The organism is Acinetobacter baylyi DSM 14961 = CIP 107474 (genome assembly GCF_000368685.1).
GTDB classification, from domain to species: Bacteria; Pseudomonadota; Gammaproteobacteria; order Pseudomonadales; family Moraxellaceae; genus Acinetobacter; species Acinetobacter baylyi.
Map to the genome: position 1 here is coordinate 88,552 of NZ_KB849631.1, position 20,375 is coordinate 108,926.

At 42.7% G+C, this 20,375-nt stretch carries 16 protein-coding genes; 4 read left to right on the forward strand and 12 right to left on the reverse strand.

Features of this window, described 5'->3' with window-relative positions:
- Positions 1-59: 59 nt before the first annotated feature.
- From F952_RS16105 to F952_RS16135, 7 genes are all read right to left on the reverse strand, one after another.
- On the reverse strand, positions 60-2,672 hold the full coding sequence (locus F952_RS16105; protein WP_227499413.1) for a fimbria/pilus outer membrane usher protein: 2,613 nt from the start codon (positions 2,670-2,672) through the stop codon (positions 60-62).
- Between the two features lie 9 nt (positions 2,673-2,681).
- Positions 2,682-3,434 (reverse strand): fimbrial biogenesis chaperone, encoded by a 753-nt coding sequence (locus F952_RS16110; RefSeq protein WP_004930713.1) that lies wholly within the window; start codon positions 3,432-3,434, stop codon positions 2,682-2,684.
- Positions 3,435-3,512: 78 nt separating this feature from the next.
- Positions 3,513-4,034: a fimbrial protein gene (locus tag F952_RS16115; protein ID WP_004930714.1), complete on the reverse strand. Its 522-nt coding sequence runs from the start codon at positions 4,032-4,034 to the stop codon at positions 3,513-3,515.
- Between the two features lie 526 nt (positions 4,035-4,560).
- Entirely contained in the window at positions 4,561-5,985 is a 1,425-nt protein-coding gene (locus F952_RS16120) for an amino acid permease (protein ID WP_004930716.1), read from the reverse strand.
- A gap of 208 nt (positions 5,986-6,193) precedes the next feature.
- Complete coding sequence (locus F952_RS16125) at positions 6,194-6,553, reverse strand: RidA family protein (RefSeq protein WP_004930717.1); 360 nt, start codon at positions 6,551-6,553, stop codon at positions 6,194-6,196.
- Between the two features lie 11 nt (positions 6,554-6,564).
- Positions 6,565-7,662, reverse strand: a complete 1,098-nt coding sequence (alr, locus tag F952_RS16130; protein ID WP_004930719.1) for an alanine racemase — start codon at positions 7,660-7,662, stop codon at positions 6,565-6,567.
- Positions 7,663-7,693: 31 nt separating this feature from the next.
- The gene (locus F952_RS16135; RefSeq protein ID WP_004930721.1) at positions 7,694-8,953 is read right to left on the reverse strand and encodes a D-amino acid dehydrogenase; all 1,260 of its coding nucleotides are present in this window, start codon (positions 8,951-8,953) and stop codon (positions 7,694-7,696) included.
- Between the two features lie 138 nt (positions 8,954-9,091).
- On the opposite strand from F952_RS16135, the gene F952_RS16140 reads away from it, so the two are divergent.
- The 3 genes from F952_RS16140 to F952_RS16150 all read left to right on the forward strand — a co-directional run bounded on the left by F952_RS16140 (position 9,092) and on the right by F952_RS16150 (position 11,899).
- Positions 9,092-9,562: an Lrp/AsnC ligand binding domain-containing protein gene (locus F952_RS16140; protein ID WP_004930722.1), complete on the forward strand. Its 471-nt coding sequence runs from the start codon at positions 9,092-9,094 to the stop codon at positions 9,560-9,562.
- Positions 9,563-10,267: 705 nt separating this feature from the next.
- The gene (locus F952_RS16145) at positions 10,268-11,482 is read left to right on the forward strand and encodes an amino acid aminotransferase (protein WP_004930725.1); all 1,215 of its coding nucleotides are present in this window, start codon (positions 10,268-10,270) and stop codon (positions 11,480-11,482) included.
- Between the two features lie 153 nt (positions 11,483-11,635).
- The gene (locus tag F952_RS16150) at positions 11,636-11,899 is read left to right on the forward strand and encodes a SemiSWEET family transporter (RefSeq protein WP_004930728.1); all 264 of its coding nucleotides are present in this window, start codon (positions 11,636-11,638) and stop codon (positions 11,897-11,899) included.
- 63 nt (positions 11,900-11,962) lie between these two features.
- On the opposite strand, the gene F952_RS16155 is transcribed toward F952_RS16150, so the two are convergent.
- The 5 genes from F952_RS16155 to lldP all read right to left on the reverse strand — a co-directional run bounded on the left by F952_RS16155 (position 11,963) and on the right by lldP (position 18,858).
- Positions 11,963-13,420: a capsule assembly Wzi family protein gene (locus tag F952_RS16155; RefSeq protein WP_004930731.1), complete on the reverse strand. Its 1,458-nt coding sequence runs from the start codon at positions 13,418-13,420 to the stop codon at positions 11,963-11,965.
- A gap of 127 nt (positions 13,421-13,547) precedes the next feature.
- Positions 13,548-15,257, reverse strand: coding sequence for a D-lactate dehydrogenase (gene dld / locus F952_RS16160; protein WP_004930735.1), 1,710 nt, complete (start codon positions 15,255-15,257; stop codon positions 13,548-13,550).
- Positions 15,258-15,269: 12 nt separating this feature from the next.
- Positions 15,270-16,424 (reverse strand): FMN-dependent L-lactate dehydrogenase LldD, encoded by a 1,155-nt coding sequence (gene lldD / locus F952_RS16165; protein WP_004930738.1) that lies wholly within the window; start codon positions 16,422-16,424, stop codon positions 15,270-15,272.
- Complete coding sequence (gene lldR, locus F952_RS16170; RefSeq protein ID WP_004930741.1) at positions 16,421-17,173, reverse strand: transcriptional regulator LldR; 753 nt, start codon at positions 17,171-17,173, stop codon at positions 16,421-16,423. Before lldR ends, lldD begins: the two co-directional genes overlap by 4 nt.
- A gap of 23 nt (positions 17,174-17,196) precedes the next feature.
- Positions 17,197-18,858 carry an L-lactate permease gene (gene lldP / locus F952_RS16175; protein WP_171056884.1) on the reverse strand — a complete coding sequence of 554 codons (1,662 nt, stop codon included), beginning with the start codon at positions 18,856-18,858 and terminating at the stop codon, positions 17,197-17,199.
- A 547-nt stretch (positions 18,859-19,405) separates the two neighbouring features.
- Here lldP and F952_RS16180 point away from each other — a divergent pair.
- Positions 19,406-20,305: a LysR family transcriptional regulator gene (locus F952_RS16180; RefSeq protein WP_004930747.1), complete on the forward strand. Its 900-nt coding sequence runs from the start codon at positions 19,406-19,408 to the stop codon at positions 20,303-20,305.
- Positions 20,306-20,375 lie beyond the last annotated feature (70 nt).

Sequence of the window (20,375 nt, forward strand, 5' to 3'; positions counted from 1 at the left end):
GAAATACATAACACGAGAAATCTAAAATTTAACTGAAAATTTTTATTATGAAGTATCATTTATTTAGCCCCTATCTCACACACTGCACTTAATTTAATCAAAGGCTGATTCAGTTCGATGTCACTGATTGCATAAGGCAGCGAACAGCTTGATGCACCCTGCTGATCAGTCCAGCGCAAATGTAATATCCCTTTTGGTTGTGCAACACGCAAATACATTTGCCCCCCTTGTCCAACCATGCCAATCACTTCTTCATTGGCATTGAGTACATCTGTTCCCATTGGAATCATGTGCTGATTATTTAGACGGCTTTGAATGAGTACGCTATAGCCTGTTCGAGTAACAAACTTAATTTTTACACTGGCACCTGCATACGGCGCGACACGCTGCTCTCCGCCCTCAAGCTCAATATTATTGGCAATACCTTGCGGATCTAAAATCACGCTGTTGTAACGATATGGACTCAGACTTGGCACCAGCGCGTAACCAAAGCGGTCAATTTTGCTATAAGGTGAACTGATCACTTTGGCACCTTTTGCACCTTTGGCTTCAATGAGACCAAATGTTTCCGTCAGATATGGGCCAAATGTAACGCCTCCTGAATGCAATGCCACTGCACCATTAGCACTCATCGAATTTTGCCAGTACTGATTGCCATACGAGGTATTGGCCCCCAATTGAAGCGAAGCGAAACGTTTATATAGCCCGGCTGTATAGGTGGTATCGGTCTGATCAGACGATCCATTTACCCCAAGGGTATAATTAAGACTGTAATTTGGATCCAGTGCGCCATTCAATGCGAGCTGATAATTCTCATTGTTCTTACTCTGGTTGTAATAAGCACTTAATGTTGGACGTAGTGGATTACGCGCTTTCCCTAAAGGAATATGCACGCTAATACCTCCAAAATTATCCGAATATTCGTGTTTTAAGCTGTCGTCACGCATGCTATAGACTTTCTGACGTGTATAGTTCAAATTGAAACTCATAATGCCAATACTTTTACTAAATCCCGCCTGAAATGCGGTATCGCGTTTACGTTCATCGCGATAGCTTTGCGTGGAACCCGCAACGTAAAAGCTCCCAAACCTGCCAAATTGCTGACTCAAATTGATCTGAAAACGTGAACGTTGTAGATAGGTATTGGAACTCCAGTCTCCTCCTTGTTTGGCAGCATAGGCCAAACCCAGTACATCATTGAGTTCACGATAACCTTCCGTTGAATATCGATATCCTGCAATCGCAATTGTGGTATTGGTGGACTGAATGGTTTTACTGTAAGTAATATTGGCCATCCAGCCATCCGTTGTATCTTTGCCTGATAGATTGGCCAACTCAGCTCGAGAATAAGTCACATTGGTGCCCAGTGCCCCCAAAGAAGAGCCCCAGACTCCCCCAAACAGCGCGGCCTGATAATTCTGACTCAACCGTACGCCCCCATTGAGAGTAATACTGTTACTCAAGCCATATTCATAGTTAAAATCTGAAAAATAGGCATCCTGTGCACGGTCAAGGTCTGTTCGACCCAATGAAAAATTATAATTATAAAGACCTGCTCTCAATGAGTTTGGAACAGCCGCATAAGGTACATCATGCGTATGTACAGTTCCATCGGCCTCTGTAACCACCACCTTTAAATTGCCTTCAAAATTGGTCGGATAGAGATCCTTAATTTCAAATGGGCCTGGCGCAACACTGATCTGATAGATTTCTCGACCATTCTGTTCAATCGACACTTTAGCATTGGTTTGCGCGGTTCCCCGAATAACAGGCGCATAGCCCCGCATAGAATCGGGACGCATACGCTCATCGGTCTGTATACTTAGCCCCAGATATGGCAATGTTGAGAAAAACTGTCCTGATCCATATTGTTGACCGAGTGTAAGAACAGATGCCCACGAATCGATTGGGCGTTGTAAGTAGCTTCGAATATGATTCCAGTGACGATGACTGTCGTTATCGATCGAAAAATTACTTTGTTGGCGATACTGCCACTTTCCCGCATTAACACCAGCATTTAAGCTGACAAAGCCTGATTCATGACGTTGTTTATGCTCAAATTTACTTTCTGTACGATAGTAATTGCCTGAATAGTTAACGAACCCAATACTTTCTCCAGCGTCAAGTTCCTCTGAACTGACATAACCGCGCGGCAGGTTCTTTAAAAACTGTTGTGGGATACTCAAATCCAGCCGCAAGTTGGAAAAATCAAAATCGCTTTGGCTTCCTGGTGCAATCTGGTCAAGCTTTAAACATTCATCTGCCAGAATCTGATGCGTTGCTTCAGCACGCGTTTTCTGGAAATCTGGACTCCCCAAAATACCTGCTCGTTCCAGCAAAGAAGTGGTCCAGCAGGCATCAATCGTATTCGCCTGTTCAGAACCATCTACCAACTTAATCTGTTGTCGATCGATAAAGCGTTTATTGACATACACATCAAGCGTATATTGTCCAGCCTGTAATTGACTGGAATGATTGAAACGTTCGATCAGTTCTTGATTAAGCCCTGTTCCCTTAAAAAGATGGGGATCAAATGTATAAGCTTCTGAAGCGGATGTACTTTCTGTTTCAATCGAATCGGCATACAACTGACCCGAATGAAACAGTAACGAGTGAATCACCACAGATAAAAATGAATGTGCCCACAAAGGGCGGCTATGCTTGACCATCATCAGCCTACCTTAATTGGAGTGCTGTTGGGGTTGAATAAGCTGATTTACATAAGCCCCATAATCATTGACCAGACGCAAGGTCACTTCCGTACCTACCTCTTGAACCAGTGATTGATCAAGTTTCCATCGTGCTGTTGATTTGGGTGGAATCATGCCAACATCAATGGCTTTGGCCTGCAATACATTGTCTTTGACAGTCGCCTGAGTTGCAGTGACGTAGTAGCCACTCGGATTATTGACTTCTAGCCAAGTGAGATGCTGATCTTTTACCAGTGAATATGTCAGTGTTTTAAAGCTATCTTCTGGTGGTCCAATGATGGTTTTAGGACGATAAAAAACTTTTATTCGACTCTTAACCAATAACACCAACATATTTTGATCAAGTTTATTTTTCTCGAGTGCGGGAATTTGCTTAAAATTCAGGTAAAAAACCGACTCTCTGTCTGCAGGTAAAATTGCATCACCTGTATAGACCATCCGAACCATTTGACCCCGTTTGGGATTAATTCGGAACACCTGCGGATTGATCAAAAAAGGTGCATCTGCTGTTTCAGGTGTCGATTGCGGATTATCTTTATCCAGCCAGATTTGCACAAGATAACTTTGATCAGCATTATTGCTAAACTGCAAAGTCTTCTCTTTCTGCTCGGCAGGATAAATCACTCGGGTGCCTGTCATCACAACATTCGAATGTACTATTGAGGTACTGCCCATACAGTACATCATCAGCACACTTGACCAGAATTTAGATGCTTTTTTCACGTTTTATCCTTTTCTTGTATTTTGTCAAAAACGCCATGTCATCCTATACAGAGCACATGGCGGATCATTAAAAATCCGTTAAGGATAAATAACTTCGTAATCAGCAACTGCTGTTACAGTACCTGCTTCAACTTTACCTTTTGCATAGTATTGCGCTGTCATATTGTAAGTTGCAGTACCCGATGCAGTCGCTTGCTTCGCTGTGGTGGCAATTCCATTATTAAAAACCAATGCTGAACTCCCCGCACTTCCGCTTAAAAGCTGAACTGAAATGTTGGTTGCAGTATTCTCACCCGTGCTTACCCCCAAATTGGTGCCATCAGGATTATGTGCAGTAAAGCGAACAGCCACGTCATCGGCAGTTGAAGTACACCCTGTAATATTGATACTAAATGGTGTTGCACCTGCGGTGTTACCCGCAGTGGTTAAACTACCCGCGCCAACGGTTGGAAGGGTAATCGTCGGTGATGCTGAATTCCCCACATTGACCGTACAGGTATTGGAGTCAATCGTGCCAGTGAAAGTAATCGTATCTGCTGCAGTTGCAGCTTGCATGATACCTAAGGTCAGCATTACACCCATCAATAGTTTAATTTTCATTAAAAAGCTACTCTTATCAAAAAGTTAGAGATTTCTTAGAGTGAATACTTAATTCACATCAATCGTTAAAATGTGATGTATTTGGTATTCGAGCTTAAGTTAACGAAAAAAAACAAAAAAATATTGACACTAAAAATTTAAAAATTGACATCAGTTATTGATCCAATAAAAGCTGTACGTTTGAATATTGGAATTAGAAATCTAAAAATAGAATATGGTTTTAAAGTACATGCAGAATAGAATAAGGCCGAAATTCCGTGTCATTACACTAGGTCAGATTGCAAAATGACATCATACCAATCAACCACAATTTAAATATAAAGATGATCTGATTAATCAAAATGAGGGTATTAATTTTAAAATAATCAAACCACTACGGGTCACATTCTTCAGACTTCTTACTTCAGGTAATCCTCTCGATAATAGGGCTATGCGTATAGGCTAGATCTGAATGAAGGTCTATGCTCTGATACATTCTTAAGTTAAGAGAGCATGCTTTAAATCATGCTCTCCAATATTGCATCATTTAATTGTGCATTAAGCGTTTTAAACGTGGCTTATACATAAACTGATAAGTCAGTGCCAGAAGAATTAACCATAAAGGGCTGATATAAAGAGCTTTTAGCGTATCTGGTTCTAATGCAAGAATCACCAATGTAAACATTAAAAATGCCAGCACGATATACGACATCCAGATACCACCTGGCATTTTGAAGGTTGACTGCGCATGCAATTCTGGGCGTAATTTACGATAACGCAGATAGCAAACCATAATCATGCCCCACACACTAATAAACAGGATCACGCAAAGCGAACTAGCCAGCGTAAATGCCTCCATGGTGTTAGGAACAAAATATTGTAAGGCTGCGCCTGCCATGATGAAAAAGCAGGAAAACAACAACCCATTTGCAGGAACAGCACGGCGTGATAAATGTGCAAACGCCTGAGGTGCCTGTCCATCACGCGATAATCCAAATAACATGCGGCTTGTAGAGAAAACACCACTATTCATCGATGACATGACAGATGACAACACCACCAGATTCATAATAATCGCTGATGTTGGGATACCCGCATGCAAGAATAATTCAACAAAAGGACTTTTATCTGCACTAATGTGATTCCATGGCGTGACAGACATCACCACAAATAACGCCAACACATAAAATAAGATAATACGAACAGGAATCGCATTAATGGCTTTGGGTAAATTCTTCTGTGGATCCCTGGTTTCTGCGGCTGTGGTTCCAACCAGCTCAACACCAACAAAAGCAAATACAGCAATCTGAAAGCCTGCCAGAAAGCCAGTAACTCCTTTAGGGAACATACCACCTTCCGACCACACGTTACTTATCGCTGCGACTGTACCAGCGGGCGCCTGAAAATGGCTAAATACCATGTATCCACCAACACCAATCAGCCCCACAATCGCTAAAATCTTGATAAGCGCAAACCAGAACTCGATTTCGCCAAACAGACGAACCGTCAACAGGTTGAGTCCAAGTACAAGTAGCACACAGCCTGCACTGATCAGTGCCTGTCCCATCGGGGTAAATACCGTGCCATCTGGAAGCCAAAAGTTCAGATAGTTAATAATAGCGGCCAGATCTGCAATCCCGACCAATACCCATCCGAGCCAGTAAGTCCAGCCCAAATAATACCCTGCCCCAGGCCCAATCAGATCATGTGCCATATCCACAAAAGACTTATATTGCAGATTGGCAAGCAGAAGCTCACCCATGGCGCGCATTAAAAAGAAAAACATGACCCCAATGATCATGTAAATATATAAAATTGAAGGCCCTGCCAGAGAGATGGTTTTCCCTGATCCCATAAATAAACCTGTACCAATTGCACCACCAATCGCAATCAGTTGTAGATGGCGATTGGACAGTTTACGTTGCAGGTCATGTGGGGCATGCTCGCCCTCAGAATGACGTCCTGTAGTCATGATTTAACATCCTTTTTAAAAAACTTCCTTTCAAACACGTTCAGACTGTCTCAATCCCTCGATTCGGATTACTGCACATAGGCAAGAAACAGGAACAATATGTTTAAACCTCAACAACATAGAAACTATGACTGAATCTTTTGGCTTCAATTTCTATCTTGAATTTTCAAAACGCGGACATCTTATGATCTCCCCGTTTTGAAGGGCACTACTTCTGTGCCGCGATTACCGCAATCTCAATCAACCAGTCTGGATTGACCAGGTCGGCTTGAATCGTGGCACGTGCTGGCGTTGCCAGACCATCTAGCCACTCCATCCAGATCGCATTGACCTTGGGAAAATCTGAAAGATTTTTGAGAAACAATTGCACAGATAGAAGTCGGGATTTATCTGAGTTGGCTGCTGCCAGCAATTGATCGATGGTGCTCAGGACATCTCGGGTTTGTCCCTCAATATCGAGTGCTGTATCTTGTGGTACCTGACCTGATAGATAAGCCACCTGATTAAAAATGGTGACTGAACTCATGACCTGTGTGGTATTAATGCGTTGAATATCAGACTGAGACATGCTCATTATCCTTATGTTTGAATTGTAAAAGGAACACGTGCGGTCACAGCACACATCAGTTCATAACCGACGGTGCCAGATGCTGCCGCGACATCATCAATCGGTAAAATCACACCCGTGGAGGAGTATCCCCAAAGCACCACCTCCGAACCAATTCTTGCCTTAGGAACTGCGCTCAGATCAACGGCGAGCATGTCCATACTCACACGTCCAATGGTTCTCGTTTCAATACCATCAACCAGTACAGGCGTTCCTGTCGGAGAAATTCGTTGATAACCATCTGCATAGCCACATGCCACAATCCCGATCCGAAGCGGTTGATCTGCCACAAAACTTGAGCCATAGCCCACACTTTCATTGGGTTCCAGCATCTGGATAGCAATAATCTCGCTACGCAAGCTCATCGTGGGTTTGAGTGACCAGTCATGAAGACCATGTGTTGGATAATCGGGTGAACTGCCATAGAGCATAATTCCGCCACGCACCACATCGGAGTGCAACGGATGGCGTAAAATAGCAGCGCTGTTGCTGACCGATTTTGGTCCTGGCAAATCACGAATGGTGTCTTCAAACAGATCATGTTGATAGGTAATTCCCGACTCGCCAAAACGCTCACCATCCGCATCAGAAAAATGCATCATATGCGTCAGGTGTCTGACTTGGGAAAGTGCATTTAAACGCTGCCAGGCATGACGATACTGCACAGGTTTAAACCCAAGACGGTTCATGCCACTATTCATTTTAAGAAAAATATCGAACTGGGCGTCTTCAGGATGACCTTCGATCCAGTCAATCTGAACATCATGATGTACAGTAAAGCTCAACTGGTATTGAACGCAGTCAAATAGATCCTGCGGCGAAAAAATGCCTTCGAGCAATAAAATCGGCCCTGTCCAGCCCAGAGCGCGTAATCGTTTGGCTTCTTCAATATCCAGCAGTGCAAATCCATCTGCCTGTTTAAATGCCTGATAAACGCGTTCAATTCCATGCCCATAAGCGTTGGCTTTAACTACTGCAAAGACTTGACTTTCTGGGGCAGATGCACGCACAATCTTAAGATTGTGCGCAAGTGCTTCAAGATGAATAACAGCCTGAATCGGACGTGGCATAAGTGTCTTCCTTGATACTCAATAATAAAGCTTAAGCAGCGGTTGAATAACGCTGTAGTGAAAGACCTTCGGTACTAATCTCGGTCTGATGGCTCAATACAATATCGCTGATCAACTTGCCCGAGCCGCAGGCCATCGTCCAGCCCAAGGTGCCATGTCCTGTATTTAGAAATAGATTTTTAAAACGGGTCGCACCGATAATTGGCGTGCTGTCTGGTGTCATAGGCCGTAAGCCCGTCCAGAACGAAGCTTCTGCCATATTACCGCCAGGGAAAAGGTCTTGTGTCACCATTTCAAGTGTGGCACGGCGATCCTGATTCAAACCCAAATTAAAACCACTGAGCTCAGCCATTCCCCCTACACGGATACGCTGGTCAAAACGGGTAATGGCAATCTTGTAGGTTTCATCCAGTACCGTCGACTGTGGTGCAAACTCAGGTTGTACAATTGGGATGGTCAGCGAGTAACCTTTCACTGGATAAACAGGTAAATTTAACGCCAGTGGTTTGAGAAAATCACGTGAATAACTGCCAAATGCCAATACATAACGATCTGCTTTTAACACCTGACCATTCACACGAACGCCTTTAATCTCGTCACCTTCAACCACCAGACCTTCTACATTCTGGTTAAACTGAAAATTTACACCCAGTTCTTTGGCTTTCTGGGCCAAGGCATTGGTAAACAGGTAGCAATCACCTGTTTCATCATTTGGTAAATGTAAACCACCGACCAGTTTATCTTTGGCATGTTCGAGTGCTGGTTCTACACGCGCCAGATCATCTTGATATAACAGCTCATAACTGACACCACACTCTTGTAGAACTTCAATATCACGCTGTACTGCTTCAAGCTGTGCTTCTTTACGAAACACCTGTAGTGTACCTTTAGCGCGATTTTCATAACTGATTCCCGTAGTCTCGCGTAGAGATTTCAGACAGTCACGACTATATTCCGCAACGCGCATCATGCGTTCTTTATTTTGGCTATAACTTTGCGGATTACAGTTTTTCAGCATTTGTGCCATCCACTGTAATTGCCACATGCTGCCATCCAGATTAATGGCCAATGGTGCATGATGCTGAAACATCCATTTGACCGCTTTAAATGGAATGCCAGGCGCTGCCCAAGGCGTCGAATAACCAGGAGAAATTTGTCCTGCATTACCAAAACTGGTTTCTTCTGCTGGACCTGTTTGACGATCAAGAACAGTGACATGTGCCCCTTGTTGCGCAAGGTAATAAGCGCTTGCTACACCAATCACACCACTACCTAAAACAATGACACGCATACCCTATCCCCTGGCACATACTAGTTTATTTAACTAGTATATTTCCGCATCAATAGTTTATTTCACTATTTTTAAAGCTATAATCCAGTTAAATCTTAAATTTTGTCGTGCCAAAAATCGAAAAGAAGGAAATTTTTCATGCGTGCATTAGACCGAATTGATCGGCAGATTCTGGATATTTTGCAAAAGGAAGGCCGTATTGCAATTAGTGAGCTGGCCTCCAGAGTCAATCTATCAACTACCCCTTGCTCGGAGCGGGTGAAACGTCTGGAACGGGATGGCATTATTACAGGCTATCATGCACGCCTGAATCCAATCTATGTAGATCGTAATTTGTTGGTATTTCTGGAAATCAAACTTTCGGCAAAGTCTGGAGATGTATTTGATCAGGTGGCACGTGATTTAGTGGAAATTCCAGAGGTGCTCGAATGTCATCTTATTTCAGGTGAATTTGATTACCTAGTCAAAGCACGCCTGAAAGAAATGAGTGCTTACCGACGTCTTTTGGGAGATCTGCTCAAAAAATTGCCTTCTTCTGCATCGTCGCATAGTTATATTGTGATGGAAGAAATCAAGGAAACATTATTTTTGGATGTGATCAAATCATAATCTCGTTAAGTTTTATTTAAGTTTGATCAACTATTTTTCTAATATCCTAAACAGATCATTTTTGCCACACATCCCTGTGTGGTTTTTTTTGGTTTAAATATCCAATAATGCATTTTTGGTGCATGATCAGCTTACTCTCAACCTAATAAGTATAAATGAAAATAATCAAATTACTTATTTTATGAAAAGTAGTTTCAATCTTCTGCTTTAAGCCATTCGGTGGCAAGACACCGCATGATCAGATCAAGACATGAAATTTAGAAAAATGGTCAGGATAAAGAAACATAGAGAGAATTGATCATCTGACCCGTAACGAATATCAGGTTCACATTGGAATATTGACCGACCTTGTATGAAAAAAATTTAAATTTTCAGGAAATCTACTATTTTGATATTAAAGATACATATGCAGGATTGACCTCTAAAGCCCTAACTGCACCATCAACGTAACCTGAAAATGAATGAATCGAATTTTGTATTTAAAGCAGAATCATCTTACAAATCAGATCAACATCATATTTAAGCCAGACACTAGAGGCGAAAGATTTTGTAAAAAATAATTCCCATAGAAGGTACAAAGAGTATGGCTGCATCATGTACTTACTGTTACATTAATTGAGTTTAAGGCTCTTGAGCACCTTAAACTCACCTACTTCACTACGACACAGTTAGTGGTTCCAACTGTGGAATGCAAGGATTTTTTTGATGTTTCAACATATCCCACCGTATGCGGGCGATCCAATCTTGTCGCTTATGGAACAATTCAACGCCGATTCACGCGAAGCGAAAGTTAATTTGAGCATTGGTCTTTATTATAATGAAGACAGTATTGTGCCTCAGCTTGACAGCGTCATTGAAGCACAAAAACGCATTGAACCACGTCAAAACAAGGTTAAGCCATACCTGCCAATGGAAGGTTTTAAACCTTACCGTGATGCAATTCAAACCTTGCTCTTTGGTCACAATAGCCCAGCAGTTAAAGCAGGGCGTGCCGTGACCATTCAGACGCTTGGTGGCTCAGGTGCACTTAAAGTGGGTGCAGATTTTTTAAAAAACTATTTCCCAGATTCAGAAGTCTGGGTAAGCCAGCCAACCTGGGATAATCATATCGCCATTTTTAATGGTGCAGGATTTAAAACGCATTTTTATCCGTACTTTGATGCAGAAACACGTGGTCTCGATTTTGAAGGCATGTTAGCGACATTAAAACAGCTTCCAAAGCACAGCATTGTGCTACTACATCCATGCTGTCATAACCCGACTGGTGTTGATCTGGTACCGGCACAATGGGATCAGGTCATTGACGTATTAAAAGCAGGCCATCTGATTCCTTTCCTCGACATTGCCTATCAGGGCTTTGGTGATGGCATGGAGCAAGATGCTTATGCAATTCGTGCACTTGATCAGTCTGGTCTTAATTTTATTGTCAGCAATTCGTTCTCCAAAATCTTTTCACTGTATGGCGAACGTGTAGGCGGGCTCACCTTTGTTTGTGATGATGCCGAAGCAGCTCAATGCACTTTTGGCCAGTTAAAAGCGACTGTACGTCGAATTTATTCTAGTCCACCGACTACAGGTGCATGGTTGGTCGATCAGGTCTTGAATGATGCTGAACTCAGTCAACAGTGGCAAAATGAAGTTAAGGAGATGCGTGAACGTATTCTCAAAATGCGTATCATTTTACGTGATGAATTGACCAAGGCTTTACCAGATCGTGACTTTAACTATCTGGTCGATCAAAAAGGCATGTTTAGCTATACAGGTTTGACTGCAGATCAGGTCGATACCCTGCGTGAAGATTATGCCATCTATCTGGTTCGTAGTGGCCGTATTTGTGTTGCGGGTTTAAACATGAATAATGTCTATATTGTAGCCAAAGCGATGGCTGAAGTATTAGCCACCGAAGTGACTCCTGCTTAAGATTATCCTACACAACGCCAGTTGTACTTTAGAAATTTTACAAAGTCATAACTGGCTTCTTTCAATATTGTCTTTTTTGTTACAGAGCCTCACTATTTTTTTTGAATATATTAAATTTAAATAAAGTCAATTACTTAATAATTTCAGGTCATAATGATCAAAAAAAATGATGAACGATTTATTCAAATACTGGGCTGGGTGGCAACCTTTACCGCGATTGGCATGTACGTTTCCTATATTCCTCAGATCATGAATAATCTCGCAGGAACTAAAGGTAATCCGATCCAGCCATTTGTCGCTGCAATTAATTGTCTATTGTGGGTTTTATATGGTTTAAAGCGTAAAGATTATCCTCTCGCTGCTGCAAATGCCCCTGGCATCCTATTTGGTGCAGCCGCATTCTTTACCTCCTTATAAATAATCAAAAAAATCGGGTCTTACCAATGGCGAGACCCGATTATTGTTCTAAATACGGACGGATTAGAATCTAAAATGTTTGATATCGAGTGGAAATTCAACACCAATTGAAGCGCCAGTATCACGGCCATGTACATCAGAATCACTGATCCAACCATTAATCTTAAGAGGAATCTCAGGTTTGATGTAATGCGTCCAGGTCAGGTCGAGTGCCTTGATCTCATCTTTTTCAGGGAACGCCTGATTGATCTTTAAATTAGACTGATTCACTTTAGCGACCATGGCACGACCACTAAGACGGTTCATGACATCAATACGAATATCACCACCGACCGAATACATTTGGCCATCTCCACCTATGGCATGACCTAAAGGAAAACCATGTTGGTAATAACCATCTGTATATTGGTGATGATTATAACTATAACCCAGTACATCGCCATTAGTTCGGGTATCAGCCCACTCCGCATAAAGCTGATAAGGCATATTCTTCAATGATGAAGAATAGTCTAGTCCTGCTAAATAGAGTTTCCGTGATGGAAGAAATCCTGATTCATCTTCTCCAACATACTGACCATACAAGCTTACAGGAACATTCAGTAAGGGTTGTAAATTCAATTTTCCGTCAAAACCTGCCAACTGGTTTGAAGCATTCTGATCGTTTACACAGCCTTTGTCGTTACACTCATTATCTTTGCCAATAAATGCATTCCAGTATGCTTTAAAGCTATCAGGTTGTCCTTTGCCACCAATTTGGAAAGTCCGCGAAGCACCTAATTCTAGATAAGGTAAAGGCTGTGCTGTTAAGCGCATTCCAATCAGTTTTGCATCAGGAACGGCTTTATAATCGTCGAGCTGACCAGCAAAGACTTGATACTGCCAAGGTCCAATCCAGGACAACCATTTAGTCTCAAAAGCATTTTGCTCTGCACGTTGTATGGTAACGCCATAGACTGGACGACTCGCATCTCCACGAATTAGGCTACCATCATGACCTGGCCCCCACCATGTTGGAATCTGTCCTGCAATAAACCACTGATTCCAAAGTTTTCCAGCTAAATAAGAGCCTTCAACATTGACTTTATGACCATTGTCAATTTGCTGGTCTTTTTCCCCATTTATGCGTAATTTACCATCCCAGTTTTCACCACCAGCATTCATTTCAAGCGATGCCACATATTGTGCTTTTTGCTGGTCACCAAATGCTTGAGGGAGCTTTTTCTGATCGGTTTCTGCAAACAATCCAACCTTGACAGGTTGCTGATCGGCTTTAAGGGCATTGGTCACTGAGTCTATGACACGTTGCTGAGTATGATTTTGTACCTTGGCATTGGAAAGCGCGCGCTGGATTTCGTCACCACTTAAAGGCCATGTCGATGTACTAATCTGGATCACACCCTGCTGGTTGAGCCAATTCAAATCAGTACGTAAATTTTCATTGTTGAGCACAATTCCTTGAGCAAAGCTGAATGCACTCAGTCCCATTAACGCAGAAAATAAAAAACTTTTTTTAAACAACATGACCTTGTCTTTCTCTAGTTTATTATATCCCGTTCACCTTAGTTTCTTTCTTTTGCTTTTGCAACCTTAAAACCAACTGAAATGTAAGAAGCCCGCGCTATGTATTTTTGTATTATGTTTTGGTCTGTTATTGTGTCGATTTTCCCCAGTACTTTAGCTTTGAGGTGTGCCCAATACCCACATTAAAACGATTGGTTGGATCAAGCCTTTGATAAAAATTTGCTAGCGCAGGTTTGGCAATATATAAATGTCCAACATTATGTTCTGCGGGATACTCTGCACGTCGTGCATCCAGTAATTTCCACATCTCATGTTCCATCTCAAGCGGATTAACGCCTTTTTGAATAATATAGTCCTGATGAAACACATGACAGAAAAAATGACCATAATACAGCTTATGTAAAATCTTTTTTTCCATTTCCTCTGGCAGTTGCTCAACCCACTGCCGATCATTACGGCGCAAGGCAATATCCAGTGCCACAATATCCTCTACTTCATTACGATGTGTATCCCGATAACGAATGGCTGCACCTGCTATCGCAAAACGATGTAAAAAGGCTTTACGACCTTCATCTTGATCACATAAAAAATAAGCACCCGTAGAATGGAGCGCAAAATATTCTGTTAAAAACTGTTCGGTCAGTGCTTTACTGTTTTTCTCAATTCTTAAAATCAGATGATGCTGGTATAGATCGCGAAACTCGGTCATGCGTTTTGGTAGATGGCTAGGTAAGCAAAAAGTCAGAGCTTGTAATAAATGATCCGTAAGCCCTTTTATCTTCAATTTTTCCAGAACACCATCGATTTTGTCTTTCATGGCAAAGGCTTTGGGTACGTTGGCAGTCCCAAATTTTTCAATAAATAAAAAGGTATCTTTACCGTATTTTTCCCCAATCTGATAGGCATCACGATGAATATATTCACCCGCAATCGGTAAGCTCGGCAAGGAGGTCAGCAGATAGCGACGGATTGCCGTGAGATCATCTGCATCATTACTGCCAACATAAAACACATCACTTTCAACTTTTTCATAGGTATCTAAGCGTACCGCAAATACACAGACTTTACCCGCTGAACCCGAAGCCTCAAACAAACGGGAAGGATCTGCATTAAAACGTGCTGGACTATCTGCATCAACTTGTGTCACGTCATCGGCATAACGACGATCAGAGGCCTGACGCGTATCATCCAGAATATCACTGGCCTGATACTGCTGTGATTCCAGTCGCGTCAAAATTTCTTCGGGTGTCTGTCCAAGATCAATGCCAAGGTGATTCACCAGATGCAACTGTCCTTGTTGGTCTACCTGTGCGTACAAAGCCAGCTCGGTATAGGCAGGACCACGGCGTACCAGTGCTCCACCCGAATTATTACATACTCCCCCCAACACTGATGCGCCAATACAGGAAGAGCCAATCACTGAATGTGGTTCTCGATTATAGCTTTTTAACAGTTGCTCAAGATGATCCAGCGTCGCACCCGGTAAACACACCACTTGTTTACCCTCATGGATGACCTGAATTCCTTTTAAGCGGCGCGTGCTCATCACCAGTACAGGTCGATCATAATCCTGGCCATAGGGAGTAGAACCTCCCGTTAGCCCTGTATTTGCTGCCTGCATAATCACAATACAATCAGCTGCGATTGCCGCCTGTAAAACATGCCATTGCTCAAGGAGCGTAGCAGGACACACCACCGCCAGCACATGCCCCTCACCAAAGCGTCGACCCTGACGGTATTGGCGGGTTTGCTGATCATCCGTCAAGACATAGGATGGGCCAACAATCTTTTTAAGCTGGTTTAATAGCTGAGAGGCTGTAACGGACTGTTGTGTCATCAAATCCACCTTTTAGGATTGTATGAGTTTATTCATTTCGACCAGACAACTTTCATTGATATCGGCAATGGTTTTTGCACCCGTCAAGGTCATGGCAACGCGCATTTCTTTATCAATCAGATCAAGCAAGTTGGATACACCTTGCCCGCCCTGTGCAGCCAATGCATAGATAAAGGCACGACCTAACATTACGCTGTCTGCACCCAAGGCGAGCATACGCACGACATCCAGACCATTACGAATGCCCGAATCGGCCAGAATGGTCAGGTCACCTTTCACTGCTTCTGCAATCGCTGGCATCGCTCGCGCTGAAGACATCACACCATCAAGCTGACGCCCCCCATGATTAGACACCACAATTCCATCTGCCCCAAAACGCACAGCATCTTTGGCATCTTCAGGATCTAGAATGCCTTTAATCACCATTGGGCCATCCCAAAACTCACGAATCCACTCCAAATCTTTCCATGAAATGGATGGGTCAAAATTGGAGCCCAACCAGCTAATATAATCTTCAAGTCCTGTGGTTTTACCCAAATATTTTGAAATATTCCCCAAATCGTGAGGACGACCCAACAATCCGACATCCCAAGCCCATTGCGGGTGCATCATAGACTGTAAATAACGACGCATCGCCGCATTTGGCCCACTCATTCCCGAATGTGCATCACGATAGCGCGCGCCAGGAACAGGCATATCTACGGTAAACACCAGTGTTGAGCAACCCGCAGCTTTGGCACGTTCCAGCGCATTTTTCATAAAGCCACGATCACGCAATACGTAAAGCTGAAACCACATTGGACGCTTGATCGCAGGTGTCACTTCTTCAATTGGGCATACCGAAACTGTCGACATGGTAAAGGGAATACCCTTTTTATCGGCGGCGACAGCGGCCTGCACTTCGCCACGACGCGCATACATCCCAGTTAAGCCTACAGGTGATAAAGCAACGGGCATCGAAAGTGTTTCGTTAAACAGTTTTGTTTCCAAACTCAAGCTAGACATGTCATTGAGTACACGCTGGCGTAACGCAATTTGCGATAAATCTTCAACATTTCGCTTAAGCGTATATTCTGCATACGCCCCACCATCGATATAGTGAAACAGAAATGGTGGCAAGCGGCGCTTTGCTGCTTCGCGATAATCATTTGAAGAAGAAATAATCATGTTTGATCAATCCTATGTAAACGTGTGGCGCGTTTCTGGCGAGCTTCATCTTCATCCAGAGAACGCACATGATCGATAACAAATTCAATATGCCCACATACAGCATCACGTGCGGCCTGTGCATCCTGACGGTCAATCGCATCCATCACCTGAAAATGCTGCTCACTCAGCTGATCTGCACTCACAGGATGGTTATAAACTTTTTTCCGTCCTAAAACGACGTTGTATTGCAATAAGTCAAATAGGCTTCGCATCATCTGGATCAACACAAGATTGTGTGATGCTTCGGCAATCGCCAAATGGAAATTGGCGTCTGCCACAGCCGCTGCCGCCGAGTCGCCTTGTAGTTGATGATAGGCAATTTCATCAAAACACTGATGAATCTTGGCACGATCGGCCTCAGTCGAACGCAGTGCCGCGTACCAGGCTGTACCGCCCTCCAGCACAATGCGTGCCTCCTGCACATCAAAGCGGTATTCTGGATCTTCTTCAATCAGATTGCTGATCGGCTCTACAATCAGTTGCTGTGACCATGTTTCAGGGAGCTGCTGAATGTAGGTTCCGTCTCCACGACGGCTTGCCAGAATCCCCAGACTATTGAGTTGCTGAATTGCTTCACGCAGAGAGGGCCGGGAAATTCCCAAGCTGGTGGCAAGTTGACGCTCGGCAGGCAAGCGATCACCTTGTTTTAAGTGACGTTGCTCAATTAAGCCCTGTAACTTTTGCACCACTTGATCCGACACTCTCATACCTATTCCTTTATCTATCCAGTTTAAGGGATCATCCAAGGTACAATATACGCCTGAACCGTCACAATGATGCCCACAAAGATTGTGAATATGATGCTATGTTTTACAGTAAAACGGAATAAATCAGATTCTTTACCCACAAGTCCGACGGCCGCACAAGCAATCGCAATAGATTGTGGAGAAATCATTTTACCTGTCACGCCACCACTGGTATTGGCCGCAACCAATAAGACTTCTGGAATACCAATCTGCTGTGCCGTGGTCGCCTGTAGTGCCGAAAACAATGCATTGGATGACGTATCTGAGCCTGTCAGGAATACACCCAGCCAACCCAAAAATGGTGAGAAGAACGTAAATGCGTGCCCAGTGTGTGATAATGCCAATGCCAGTGTTGCAGAAAGGCCTGAATAATTGGCAATAAAAGCAAAAGCCAGTACCATTCCAATTGAGTAAATTGGTATTTTTAACTCATTCACTGTTTCGCCAAATGTCACCACAGCTTGCTTGGCACTCATTTTTAGAAAAATGATGGTGATCACGGCTGCAATAAAGATGGCTGTACCTGTTGCAGAGAACCAGTCAAATTTGTAAATCGCATCATAAGGTGTACTTTGAGACACAATCGGTGGCATTTTTTCAACTAAACGGTGTAAACCAGGTACTTCGATTTTAAAAATCCAGTGTTCTAAAGCACCACCTTTTGCAAAAAGTGCTTTAAATGGTTTTACACTCCAGATCGTCACCATTACTGTCAAAATGGCAAAAGGCGACCATGCTTTGGCAATTTGACCAATCGAATATTGCTGTACGGGTGCCGTTGTCTGATCAAGCTTTTCTGCTTGTTCGAAACGGAAAATATGTTTTGGCTGCCAGAAATGAAACAGCACGGTCAAACTAATCAATGATGCAATTGCAGCAGTGATATCTGGAAGCTCAGGCCCAAGAAAGTTTGAAGTGGCATACTGCGCAATCGCAAAAGCACCACCACCCACCAGTACAGCAGGCCAAGTTTCCTTGACACCACGCCAGCCGTCCATAATCGCCATGATCCAGAACAGCACAATGATCACCAGAAAAGGTAACTGACGACCCACCATCTGGCTGATTTCCATGGTATCGACACCCGAAACCTGACCAGCCACAATAATTGGAATCCCCATCGCACCAAAGGCAACAGGTGCTGTATTGACAATCAAGCATAATCCAGCAGCATATAAAGGTTTAAAACCTAATCCCATTAACAATGCTGCGGTAATCGCCACAGGTGCACCAAAGCCTGCCGCCCCTTCAAGGAAAGTTCCGAAGGCAAATCCAACCAATAACATTTGTAAACGCTGGTCTTCTGTAATTGACAAAATACTGGAACGGATAATGTCAAATTGCCCCGTTTTCACTGAGACCTTATACAGAAAAACTGCACCTAGAATAATCCATGAAATTGGCCATAGGCCATAAAAGAAACCATAGATTAGGGAGCCAAATGCCATCGCAGCAGGCATTTGATAAAAGAATAATGCAATCACAAGTGCAATCGCGACGGTAATTGTACCCGCCACACTGCCTTTTAAGCGAAAAACAGCCAGGGCCAGAAAGAAGAAAATAATGGGAATCAGGGCGACCAAACTGGACAGCCAAATATTACCAAGTGGATTATAGGTTTGTTGCCATACTTGAAGCATTTTCATCTCCTTGAAATGCCGATGGTATCGATGTTCTACCTTGAACGGATCATAGGTATTCTGGTTATCGCGTTAAAATTGGTATTACCAATTTCGATAAAGACGCAAAAATAACCAATTAATTTAAATTTACTGCATATTAATCTCTAAAAAAGCAAAGTTCAAGCCTCTGAAAACATTATATTGGTCATACCAATTATAAAATATTGAAAAATAGACCGACTGCTACATAAGGTAAAAATTATCTGAGACTAAAGTTGAATGCCTGCGCAGTGATATAGAAGATTATGTCGCTCAATTTAAAAATGAAAAGATTTACACGGTGCACAAGAAATTATAAGTGTGATGACCATCAATGATGGCCTCATGCTAAAGCGCTGTACATTCCAGACCATAAATCTCCATACTGCTATCAGCGTCACCTATAGTTTTGAACGAATATGCCTATCAGTTTCTGTTTATAAAGTTCAATGATATAATTTGAAATTAAATATTTACATCACGAGCAGTCGGTCTCTTCTATTTGCTTCACGGTGGTTAAGGAAAAAAGAGAATGTTTGATCTCGATAGCCGATTACTCAATATTTTTTATCATGTATATAAATCAAAAAGTGTCTCTGCAGCCGCAGATGCGATTGGTGTTAGCCAGCCAACCATCAGCAATGGTCTGATTAAAATTCGCCAGCATTTTGGTGATCCGCTGTTTTTGCGTGTGGGCAATGAAATGATTCCCACCGAATTGTCCAAGCAAATTTTTCCGCTGATTAGTGAAGTAATCAACAAAGTTGAAAGCATCAATAATTTCAGTGTCAATTTTGATCCTTCCAAATCAGATTTGTTGTATACCTTGGCGATGACGGATGTTTCACATCTGGTACTTTTGCCGCAAATTACCCAGTTTCTCAATAAAAATGCGCCTTTTATCCGTCTCAATGTACGCCCGATTAGCTCTGAAACCAGTTATCAGATGGCAAATGGTGAAATTGATCTGGCCATTGGTTTTTTACCACAGCTTGAAGATGGTTTTTATCAGCAGAAACTGTTCTCACAGCGCTACGTGGTAATTTCACGGAAAAATCATCCACGTCTTAAAGAGGAACGAATTAGCGTCGATGATTATATCCGAGAAATGCATATCGATATTGATGCTGGTGCAGGTCATTATCACATCGAAAACGAATTACAAAACAAGGGACTAAAACGTAATGTCCTGATTCGTCTACCGAGTTATCTCGGTGTCGGTCTAGTGGTTCAGGAGACAGATGCCATTGCAACTGTGCCTTATTATCTGAGTCAGGTACTATTGGCACGGGGTAACTTACAAATTTTTGATGCGCCGCTAGATTTTCCAACCTATAGCATCAAACAGCACTGGCACATGTGCTGCCATCACAAGACCAGCCACCAGTGGTTTCGTCAAGCCTGTCACGAAATTTTCAAAACTATTGTTTAATTAAGCACTTATTTAATTTCTTCATTTATATTTAGATGCAATTTTAAAATAAAAACTCTGATTTTCGGCA

Bases quoted from the DNA above. Each gene is read 5' to 3' on its own strand.
- F952_RS16105 (WP_227499413.1), bottom strand. From the start codon at position 2,672: ATGATGGTCAAGCATAGCCGCCCTTTGTGGGCACATTCATTTTTATCT.
- F952_RS16115 (WP_004930714.1), bottom strand. From the start codon at position 4,034: ATGAAAATTAAACTATTGATGGGTGTAATGCTGACCTTAGGTATCATG.
- F952_RS16120 (WP_004930716.1), bottom strand. From the start codon at position 5,985: ATGACTACAGGACGTCATTCTGAGGGCGAGCATGCCCCACATGACCTG.
- F952_RS16125 (WP_004930717.1), bottom strand. From the start codon at position 6,553: ATGTCTCAGTCTGATATTCAACGCATTAATACCACACAGGTCATGAGT.
- alr (WP_004930719.1), bottom strand. From the start codon at position 7,662: ATGCCACGTCCGATTCAGGCTGTTATTCATCTTGAAGCACTTGCGCAC.
- F952_RS16135 (WP_004930721.1), bottom strand. From the start codon at position 8,953: ATGCGTGTCATTGTTTTAGGTAGTGGTGTGATTGGTGTAGCAAGCGCT.
- F952_RS16140 (WP_004930722.1), top strand. From the start codon at position 9,092: ATGCGTGCATTAGACCGAATTGATCGGCAGATTCTGGATATTTTGCAA.
- F952_RS16145 (WP_004930725.1), top strand. From the start codon at position 10,268: ATGTTTCAACATATCCCACCGTATGCGGGCGATCCAATCTTGTCGCTT.
- F952_RS16150 (WP_004930728.1), top strand. From the start codon at position 11,636: ATGATCAAAAAAAATGATGAACGATTTATTCAAATACTGGGCTGGGTG.
- F952_RS16155 (WP_004930731.1), bottom strand. From the start codon at position 13,420: ATGTTGTTTAAAAAAAGTTTTTTATTTTCTGCGTTAATGGGACTGAGT.
- dld (WP_004930735.1), bottom strand. From the start codon at position 15,257: ATGACACAACAGTCCGTTACAGCCTCTCAGCTATTAAACCAGCTTAAA.
- lldD (WP_004930738.1), bottom strand. From the start codon at position 16,424: ATGATTATTTCTTCTTCAAATGATTATCGCGAAGCAGCAAAGCGCCGC.
- lldR (WP_004930741.1), bottom strand. From the start codon at position 17,173: ATGAGAGTGTCGGATCAAGTGGTGCAAAAGTTACAGGGCTTAATTGAG.
- lldP (WP_171056884.1), bottom strand. From the start codon at position 18,858: ATGAAAATGCTTCAAGTATGGCAACAAACCTATAATCCACTTGGTAAT.
- F952_RS16180 (WP_004930747.1), top strand. From the start codon at position 19,406: ATGTTTGATCTCGATAGCCGATTACTCAATATTTTTTATCATGTATAT.